6 protein-coding genes are annotated in these 6298 nt (G+C 67.4%); 3 read left to right on the top strand and 3 right to left on the bottom strand.

The window, feature by feature from the left end; translation table 11 throughout:
- Both C491_RS00180 and C491_RS00175 read left to right on the top strand, forming a co-directional pair.
- A partial coding sequence (locus C491_RS00180) for an NAD-dependent epimerase/dehydratase family protein (protein WP_049891338.1) occupies positions 1 to 717 on the top strand: 717 nt, incomplete at its 5' end.
- Between the two features lie 83 nt (positions 718 to 800).
- The gene (locus tag C491_RS00175; RefSeq protein ID WP_005552838.1) at positions 801 to 1862 is read left to right on the top strand and encodes an NAD(P)-dependent glycerol-1-phosphate dehydrogenase; all 1062 of its coding nucleotides are present in this window, start codon (positions 801 to 803) and stop codon (positions 1860 to 1862) included.
- Positions 1863 to 1939: 77 nt separating this feature from the next.
- Here the strand turns inward: C491_RS00175 and C491_RS00170 are convergent, their stop codons facing one another.
- From C491_RS00170 to C491_RS00160, 3 genes are all read right to left on the bottom strand, one after another.
- Positions 1940 to 2974 carry a lysylphosphatidylglycerol synthase transmembrane domain-containing protein gene (locus tag C491_RS00170; protein WP_005552837.1) on the bottom strand — a complete coding sequence of 345 codons (1035 nt, stop codon included), beginning with the start codon at positions 2972 to 2974 and terminating at the stop codon, positions 1940 to 1942.
- Between the two features lie 89 nt (positions 2975 to 3063).
- On the bottom strand, positions 3064 to 3468 hold the full coding sequence (locus tag C491_RS00165; RefSeq protein ID WP_005552836.1) for an ABC transporter permease subunit: 405 nt from the start codon (positions 3466 to 3468) through the stop codon (positions 3064 to 3066).
- 136 nt (positions 3469 to 3604) lie between these two features.
- Positions 3605 to 5437, bottom strand: coding sequence for a S9 family peptidase (locus C491_RS00160; protein ID WP_005552835.1), 1833 nt, complete (start codon positions 5435 to 5437; stop codon positions 3605 to 3607).
- Positions 5438 to 5620: 183 nt separating this feature from the next.
- Here C491_RS00160 and C491_RS00155 point away from each other — a divergent pair, with 183 nt between their 5' ends.
- The gene (locus C491_RS00155; protein ID WP_005552834.1) at positions 5621 to 6235 is read left to right on the top strand and encodes a hypothetical protein; all 615 of its coding nucleotides are present in this window, start codon (positions 5621 to 5623) and stop codon (positions 6233 to 6235) included.
- Positions 6236 to 6298: the final 63 nt, after the last annotated feature.

Raw genomic sequence — 6298 nt, 5'->3', positions numbered from 1 at the left:
CCTCGCGCCATCAGAGATGTGTATAAGAGACAGGCCTACGGCCGCGAGAAGATTCCCAAGCGGGAGGACGAGACCCCGCTCGCGGACTGTAGCCCGGAGCAGGCCGTCGACGACTCCGACGCGACCTACGGTCCCCGCAAGGCCGAGGGTGATCGTGCGGTGTTCGCCGCCGCGGAGCGAGGCGTCCGGGCCATGTCCGTCCGACCCTGCATCGTCTACGGCCCTCACGACTACACCGAGCGACTCGACTTCTGGATCGACCGCGTCAACCGCTTCGATCGGGTCGTCGTCCCCGGCGACGGGACGAACCTCTGGCACCGCGCGTACGTCGAGGACGTCGCCAGCGCCCTGCGGCTCGTCGCCGAGGAGGGCGACGCCGGCGAAGCCTACAACGTCGGCGACAGACGGCTCGTCACGCTCGAGGAGATGGTGACCCTGATCGCCGACCAGCTGGACACCACGGTCGAGGTCGTCACCGCCGGTCCCCGCGAGCTCGAGGCGGGTTCCATCGAGCCCGACGACTACGTCCTCTACCGGGAGTATCCCCACGTCCTCTCGACCGCCAAACTCGCGGCACTGGGCTGGGAGTCGACGCCGATCGGCGAGGCGATGGCCCGCTCGGTCGAAGACCACCTCGAGAGCGACCGCGACGGGAGCGAACACGAGCCCGACCGCGAGAGCGAGGAGCGGGTGCTGGGAATCCTCGACACCTTCTGACTCCCGACTGCGTCTCGAGTCCCCGTCGCCGGTCGTGTCGGCGAGCAACAACACGTATACCCCGGCGGTGACTCAGCTACCGTATGTTCGAGAAGTCGACGTGGATTCGTCTTCCGCGGAACGTTATCGTCGGCCACGACGTACTGTCGGACGTCGTCGACGCCGTGGACGAACTCCACCTGCATGGACGGCCGCTGTTCGTGACCAGCCCGACGCCGCGTCGGGTCGCGGCGGAGCCGATCGTGGCCGACTTCGAGGCCATCGGGGTCGAGCCGGCGGTCGTCACCGTCGAGTCCGCGTCGTTCGACGCCGTCGAGGAGGTGATCGAGACCGCCGAGGCCGAGGAGGTCTCCTACCTTGTCGGCATCGGCGGCGGGAAGGCGATCGACATCGCGAAGATGGCCAGCGAACACCTCGAGATGGGGTTTCTCTCGGTGCCGACCGCGGCCAGCCACGACGGGATCGTCAGCAACCGTGGCTCGGTGCCCGACGGCGACACCCGCCACAGCGTCGCCGCCGAGCCGCCGCTCGCCGTGATCGCCGACACGGGCGTCCTCGCGGAGGCCCCCTGGGAGCTCACGACGGCGGGCTGTGCCGACATCATCTCCAACTACACCGCCGTCATGGACTGGCGCCTCGCCCGCCGGCTCCAGAACGTCGAGTACTCCGAGTACGCCGCCGCGCTCTCGGAGATGACCGCCGAGATCCTCGTCGACAACGCCGACCACGTCCGACCCGGCCTCGAGGAGTCGGCCTGGATCGTCACCAAGGCGCTGATGTCCTCGGGCGTCGCGATGAGCATCGCTGGCTCCTCGCGGCCCGCAAGCGGTGCCGAACACCTCTTCTCCCACCAGCTCGATCGGCTCGCGCCCGGAACGGCCCTGCACGGCCACCAGGTCGGCGTCGGCTCGATCGTGACTGCCTACCTCCACGGCGGCGAGCGAGGCATCTGGAAGGACATCCGCTCGGCGCTCGACAGCATCGACGCGCCGACGACGGCGGCCGAACTCGGCATCGACGACGAGACGGTGATCGAGGCGCTGACGACCTGCCACGAGATCCGCGACCGCTACACGATCCTGGGGAACGGAATGAACGAGCGGGCCGCTCGAGAGGTTGCGACGAAAACGGGCGTCATCGAATAGCGTTTTGAGCGCCGAATGCAGGGACGAAGCGAACCTCGTCAACGGGTTCGTCACTGTAGTTCGGGCTTGAGACGCTATCAGAGGCCGCGATCGATCGGAAGTGCGGGCTTCGTGCCGAACACCGAGACCAGCACGGCCACAGCCCCGCTGATCGCGAAGTGTGCCCAGTAGGTCGTCAACCGGTAGAGGATCGCCCCTGCGGTCGCGACATCGGCTGGAACCCCGGCGGTCGCGACGAGCAGGCTCGCCAGCACGACCTCGATCCCGCCGCTGCCGCCGGGAAGCGGAACGATCCCCCCAAAGGAGGCCAGCGGCGCACAGACGAGCACCAGCGCCAGCGGAACGTCGACGCCGAGCGCGAGCAGCCCGAAGTACAGGGGTAAGGCGTTGAGCACCCAGCTCGCGACCGCGATCCCGAACGCCACGACGAGCGTGCGTCGGGAGGCCTGGATCGCCTCGAGCGTTCCGAAGAAGCCGTCGATCCGGTTCGTGAGCCGTCCCTCGATCGACGGCAGCCGGGGGAGGGAGCCGACGGCGGTCTCACAGCGGGCGGCGAGCCCGAACGAGACGCGCCTCGCGACGCCGCGGTTGAACACGACGAGAACGGCTCCGGCGGTGAGCAGTCCGCCACCGCCGGCGACCGCGAGGCTGCCGATAACGGTGTCGACCGAGCCGTTGCCGACGACGGCGAAGATCGCAATGCCGATTCCGGCGAGCACCAGACTGCCGACGAGGTTGAACCCCTCCGCGGCGGCGACGACCGCCAGGTTATCCTCGAACTCCGAGTCGGAGTCCCGTGCGAGCAGGAACGCCATCACGGGCGTTCCGGTCGAGCGACCCCAGGGGAGGGCACTCCGGGCGAAATAGCCCGAGAGGTACGCCGTCGCGAACGTCGTTCCGCCCGCTGCGCCGTCGATCGGCGCCAGCAGCCGTTTGACCAGCGCGCCCCGAAGCGCGAGCATTCCGAGACCCGCGACGAGAGCGGCTGCGAGTGCGGCTGGATGCGCCGCTCGGACGTGTTCGAGCACCTCGTTCCAGCCGACCCCGGAGACGAACAGTCCCACGACGCCGACTGCAACGACGAGTCCGGCGACCGCTCGCCGCCACTGCATGGGCGCCCCTACAGATTCGACGCTAAAAACGTCGGTGGAATCGAAGTCCTGAATGTCTCTCTCGAGTGTGTGTTCGGTGACTCGAGAGGTCAGCCGAGGTCGGCGCGACGAAACCGCCAGATCCCTGCGACCAGCGGGACGACGACCCAGCCCGCGAGGAGCACGAGCATGAACCAGTCCTGGACGTAGAAGGCGTCGAACCCGTTCGCGGCCTGTCCCCCGCCCATCGCCGCATCGGGAAAGACGAGTCCGAGCCCGTTGAGGTAGGCGCCGGTCGGACTGAGGCTGAAGATGAACTCGATGTGTTCGTCGGCGTAGCTCAGACCGAGTTCCTCGAGGACGAACTCGGCCATGTAAGCGGGGCCGACCGGGAGGAAGTTCCAGCCGACGTTGAACGCAAAGAAGAAGCCGATGGCGCCGCCCATCGCCCGCGATCGGCTCGCGGTCGCCGCCGAAATCGCGACGGCGATCGAGACGTAGGCGAGCGCGTACAACAACGTGAGCCCAACGAAGGCGGCGTAAGCGTTTGGTCAGGGCGGTCGTTTCGATAGCGGGCACGGTCGAACGTTCGGTCAGCGAACTGTAAATCTTCCTGAAAGACGCGCTCGAACCGAGTGGAGAGAGCCGTCCTCAGACGTGCTCGTCGAGGAACTCCGCGATCGCCGAGTAGGCCTCGATGCGGTTCTCGAGCTTCGAGAAGCCGTGGCCCTCGTCCTCGAAGATCAGCTTGCGGACCGGGACGCCCTGCTGTTCGGCCTGCTCGGCGATCTGTTCGGCCTCGCCGACCGGCACGCGGGGATCGTTCTCGCCGTGGAGGACGAACAGCGGCGCCGCGATGTTCTCGATGTTGTTCGTCGGTGAGATCTCCTCGAGGAACTCACGATCCTCGGCGAGGCTGCCGTACTCGGCCTCACGGAGCTCGCGGCGCCAGTCGCCGGTGTTCTCGAGGAACGTGACGAAGTTGGCGATGCCGACGATGTCGATCCCGGCGGCCCAGAGCTCGGGGTACTCGGTCATCGACGCGAGCACCATGAACCCGCCGTAGGAGCCGCCCTTGGCGACGATCCGATCGGGGTCGACCGCATCGTGGTTCTGTAGCCACTCGACGCAGGCCCGGATGTCGGCCACGGAGTCCATCCGCTTCTCAACGTCGTCCAGGGCGGCGTAGTCGGCGCCGTACCCCGCCGAGCCCCGGACGTTGGGCTCGAAGTAGGCGTACCCCCGATCGAGGAAGTACTGCTTGACGCTCGAGAAGGAGGGCCGGCGCTGGCTCTCGGGGCCGCCGTGGATGTCGACGATGACGGGGACGCCCTCGCCGGTTTCGGTCTCGCTCGCCTCGTCCTCGCTGGGAAGCGTGAGGAACCCGGGCACTCCCAGTCCATCGAAACTCTCGACGTGAACCAGTTCGGACTCGTCGAACGTCTCGGGCGGGATCCCGCCCGTCGGCGCCGCGGTCCAGCGCTCGGTCTCGCCGGTCTCGAGTTCGACGACGAAGGCGTTCGTGTTCACCGTGTCCCCGGTCGTCGAGATGGCGAAGCGCTCGGCGTCGGAATCGAAACTCACGCCGCCGGCGACCCCGCCCGGCAGATCCGGTTCCGGAAAGGTCTCGAACTCGGTCGGCTCGTCGGCGTCGAACTCGCCGACGGTGAGGTCGGTGTAGCCCTCGACGTTCTTCGAGTAGACGAATCGACCCGTCTCGTCGTCCAGCGCGATCCCGTCGACGTTCCACTCCCCGTCGTCGACGACCGTTTCGAGCTCGCCGCTTGCAAGGTCGAGGTACGCGAGGTAGAGCGTGTCGGCGTCGCCCTCGTCGGTCACGAGGTAGATCCCCTCGCCGTCGGGCGCCCAGCTGGCGCTCTGGTAGCGGACGTCGCCCTCGTGGGGCGTGAGGTGCTCGAGCTCCTCGGTCTCGAGGTCGAGGACGTAGAGGTCCTGGTCGAAGTTGGAGTACGCCTGCGAGACCAGCAGCCGGGAGTCGTCGGGGCTCCAGCCCGACAGCGAGAGCCAGCCGTCGCCCTCGTAGACGAGCCGAGCCTCGTCGCCCGTCGCGTCCCGATCCTGGACGTAGATATCGAAGACGGACTCGTCGCGACGGTTGGAGGCGAACGCGAAGCGCTCGCCGTCGTGGCTCCAGCCGCCCCAGCGGTGTTTCGCGTCGGGCATCGCGGTCAGGTTCTCGATCTCGCCGGTGTCGGCGTCGAGCCGGTAGAGCTGGGCGCGCTCGTTGCCGCCCTCGTCCATCCCGAAGATCAGCTCGGGCCGCTCGGGCGACCACGAGGCGAAGGTGACCCGCTCGTCGTAGAACGTGCGCTGCTCGGGCCACTCACGGGGTCCCTCGAGCGTCCAGACCTGGGCGGTGCCGGTCGTATCCATCAGGAAGGAAAGTCGCTCGCCGTCGGGACCGAAGGAGGCCCCGTAGGCGCTGCGAACGTTGAGGTAGCGTTCGATGTCGTAGCGTCCCATGGGACGGTGGTACGAACGCGACCCGGTAGTCGTTTCGGTCCCGGAACCCGGCGACCGCCCCGGGTAGTCGCCGCCTACGTCCGACGACGCGGAGCCGACCCATCGACGCTGTCGTCTTGCGCCGAACGGCCGAGGGTTCTGCGGTGCTTAACAATACCGATCAGGGTGCGTACGTCGAGTACGATGTCGGGAACGCGCGGGTACGACCGGGAGCCGGACGGGGGATCCGTCGGCGCGCTGCTCGTCACGACGGTCGCCGTCCTCGTCGTCTTCGGGATGACGATCGCCGGCGTTACCCTCGGGCTCGGAGTCAGCGGCGACACCTCGAGCGCCGAGACGGACGCGGAGACCGAGGACCTGCCGGGGCTCGAGGACGATCCCGCCGAGATGATCGACGCCACCGATTCGGACGACGAGGCCGAGGATGACGAAGACGACGACCTCGAGGACGAGGGAGGCGGTAACGGCGACAACGAGACGGAAGAAATCGACTGGGACGAGCTCGAGGACGACGGGAACGAAACCGACGACGGGGCCGACGGCAACGAGACGGCCGACAACGAAACCGACGGGAACGAATCGGCGACTGACGACGGCGATGACGATGAAGCGGATGACGACGAAGACGACGACGAGGCGGATGATGATGACGACGAGGAAGACGAGGAGGACGAAGCGGACGACGATGATGATGAGGACGATGACGATGATGATGAGGACGACGACGATGACGACGACGACGATGACGACGACGACGATGATGATGAGGACGACGACGACGATGATGACGACGACTGACGCGAGGGGCTCGAGCATCCTCGCCGATCACGTGCACGAGGTGACGGACGCGAGCTAACCGAC

This window comes from Natronococcus amylolyticus DSM 10524 (assembly GCF_000337675.1).
Lineage (GTDB): Archaea > Halobacteriota > Halobacteria > Halobacteriales > Natrialbaceae > Natronococcus > Natronococcus amylolyticus.
The sequence above is the reverse complement of the archived record's forward strand: the minus strand, read 5'-3'. Positions and strand labels throughout refer to the sequence as shown.

What these genes read in the sequence shown, in the direction of transcription:
- C491_RS00175 (WP_005552838.1), top strand. Translation starts at nt 801, where the DNA reads ATGTTCGAGAAGTCGACGTGGATTCGTCTTCCGCGGAACGTTATCGTC.
- C491_RS00160 (WP_005552835.1), bottom strand. Translation starts at nt 5,437, where the DNA reads ATGGGACGCTACGACATCGAACGCTACCTCAACGTTCGCAGCGCCTAC.
- C491_RS00170 (WP_005552837.1), bottom strand. Translation starts at nt 2,974, where the DNA reads ATGCAGTGGCGGCGAGCGGTCGCCGGACTCGTCGTTGCAGTCGGCGTC.
- C491_RS00155 (WP_005552834.1), top strand. Translation starts at nt 5,621, where the DNA reads ATGTCGGGAACGCGCGGGTACGACCGGGAGCCGGACGGGGGATCCGTC.